Genomic DNA, 2,815 nt, shown 5'->3' on the forward strand with positions numbered 1-2,815 from the left:
TGATCATCTCGATAGCTTGGGTCGCACCGACTGGATTTTTAATCAAGACAAGAGTACATTCTTTATCACCGATATGGAAGGTCTCCTGACGTCCAAAGACAGCACGGCTCTTGTCAAATCCTTGCTTGATGAGTTGTGAATCTGCATCGAGGAAACGGGCAATAGCGACCGCAGCAAGGGCATTGTAGATATTGTAGAGCCCACCGATTTGGATGCCGTATTCTTGGCCGTCAATGACAAAGCGAGAACGATTGTTGGTCAATTCAACCAGTTCTGTTAAGCGATAGTCGAGATTAGGACGTTTGCAACCACAATTTTCACAGATATAGGACCCCAAGTTGGCATAGGTATTGTGCTCATATTTGAGGATGCCTTGACAGTTAGGACAGAGGATTCCTTCGGTATTGTAGTGAGCTAGTTTGGCTGGTCCTTTTTCCAAGTCAAAACCAAAATACTGAACAGGATTTGGAATAGCTGGCTTGTAGAAAAGTGGACTATCACCATTGAGGAGAACAGTAGCCGTAGGCACCTTACGGATAGCATCCAAAATCATCTTATAAGTTGTGTAAATCTCACCGTAGCGGTCCATCTGGTCACGGAAAATGTTAGTGATGACAAAAAGGCTAGGATGGATGTAGTCACAGATACGAGATAGGCTGGCCTCGTCAATTTCTAGAATGGCAATGTTTTTTCCAGTTTTAGAGGATTTGGCAGTCAAGAAAGTTGTCGTAATCCCTGTAATCATATTGGCACCGCTTGGATTGGTCAGAACCTGACCATAAACTTCTTTTAAAATGCCGACAGTGAGGGCGGTTGTCAGGGTTTTCCCATTGGTTCCAGTGACCACGACAATCTCGTAGTTCTTAGCTAGATTTTGTAAAATATCTTTATCAAATTGGAGGGCAAGTTTTCCTGGGAGCGTACTTCCGCGGCCAAGACGGCTCAAGATGAAGTGAGAAGAACGCCCAGCTAGGAGACCCAAAGTAGTTTTTAATTTCATGTTTCTATTATATCATAAAAGAGGGAAAAGACAGGTTTGAGATTTCGCAGAAGCAAAAACAGCCCGATGAGGGCTGTTGGTTAACAAATCAGTCTCAACTTAAATCGCAAACAAGTCATTCAAGTTCTCAGCCAAGGTTGGGTGAGTGAAGATTTGTTTTGTGAAGTAAGTGTAAGGAATCTTGTTGTCCATAGCAACAGTGATGATGTTGATGATTTCTTGAGAACCTTCTGAGAAGATGCTTGCTCCAAGAATTTCTTTTGTTTCAGTATTGACAACAGCTTTGAAGGCTCCGCGAAGGTCTCCATTTACGTGACCACGAGGCATGGCAGCAACAGGGATTTCCTTAACGGCGTATGGAAGTTTCAAATTAGCTGCTTGGCTTTCCGTCAAGCCAACTTGAGAAAGAGCTGGTGTGATGAACATGGTGTTTGGTACATTGAGCCGGTCTTCGAGTGTGTAGCTGCCATCTCCAGCAAGGTAGCTGTAAACAACACGGAAGTCATCAAGTGAAATGTAGGTGAATTGAGGTCCACCGTTGACGTCTCCAACTGCAAAGACACCAGGAACGTTTGTTTGGCAGTGTTTGTCGACCTTGATAGCACCACGCTCCGTTAGTTCAATATCTGTATTTTCAAGTTGAAGTGGTTCTACATTTGGTTTGCGTCCAGTTGCGTAGAGAAGGGCATCGAAACGGTAGGTTTCGTTTTCAGTTACGACGAGCACTTGATCACCGTCGTTTTTGATTTCAGTAGTACGGATGTTTTGAAGCAATTCAATGCCGTCTTCTTCCATGTATTGTTTAGCAAGTGCTGCGATGGAAGGTTCTGCACGAGGAAGGAATGTGTCCAAGGCATCTAGAACTGTGACCTTGCTACCAAGTTTGTTGTAGAGTCCTGCAAATTCAAGACCGATGTTTCCACCTCCAAGTACTCCAAGTTTTTCAGGCAATTTGTCCAAGTTTTGGATACCTGTTGAGTCAAAGACATTCTTACTTGTAGCAAGTCCAGGAATAGGTAAGACGTTTGAAACAGCGCCAGTGTTGATGACAATTGTTTCAGCAGTCAGTTCTTGTTTTTCATCACCTGCTTGGATTTCGATGACTTTATTTGAAAGGAAGTGTGCTTCCGCATCAAAGATATCTACGCCTGTACCAGCAACAGTTGCATAGTTTTTACCATTGAGGCGACCAGTGATAGTATTTTTGGTAGCAATGACTTTTTCAAAAGACAAATCTTTCTCAGCAGCAACTAACAAGGTTTTAGTTGGGATACATCCGATATTGATACAAGTTCCGCCATACATAGCTTTACTACGTTCAACGAGGGCAACTTTTTTGCCAGCTGAAGCCAATTTACCAGCTAGTGTTTTACCAGCCTTACCAAATCCAATAACAATTAAATCGTATGTTAACATTTTTTAATCCTCCTGTTTGATTTCATTCTAGCACAAGAAAAAAACTTTTGCACAATTCCGCTACGGAGAAACGAATCATATAAGGCTGTATTTATATTTGTGGAAAATCGTTTACATGATTTTCCTTAAGGATTCTACTATCTTTTGCCCCGCTCTTGTGTTATACTAGATAGGTTGCAAAGAAACTAGTACTTTTCTTTCGTGGAAAAGAAGCAACACGGTATCTCATTTTTGTTGAAGATACGTCATGAAAAGAAAAGTATATACTAAGCGCTATAGGATGGCTTCGCACCATCTTTAGAAAGAAGAAAAACGTGAAATTTAATGAATTTAACTTGTCTGCTGAATTGCTAGCAGAGATTGAAAAAGCTGGATTTGTAGAAGCCAGTCCCATCCAAG

At 41.9% G+C, this 2,815-nt stretch carries 3 protein-coding genes; all 3 read right to left on the reverse strand.

Annotation, left to right across the window (positions count from 1 at the left end):
• Positions 1 to 1,000, reverse strand: a 1,000-nt coding sequence (locus GMD4S_RS11740; RefSeq protein WP_000770013.1) for a Mur ligase family protein, incomplete at its 3' end; no start/stop codon positions are given.
• A gap of 99 nt (positions 1,001 to 1,099) precedes the next feature.
• Entirely contained in the window at positions 1,100 to 2,416 is a 1,317-nt protein-coding gene (locus GMD4S_RS11745; RefSeq protein ID WP_000958959.1) for an FAD-containing oxidoreductase, read from the reverse strand.
• Between the two features lie 160 nt (positions 2,417 to 2,576).
• Positions 2,577 to 2,815: hypothetical protein (locus GMD4S_RS13850; protein ID WP_237739149.1), on the reverse strand; the 239-nt coding region annotated here is incomplete at its 5' end.

The organism is Streptococcus sp. GMD4S (assembly GCF_000296955.1).

Bases quoted from the DNA above. Each gene is read 5' to 3' on its own strand.
- GMD4S_RS11745 (WP_000958959.1), bottom strand. From the start codon at position 2,416: ATGTTAACATACGATTTAATTGTTATTGGATTTGGTAAGGCTGGTAAA.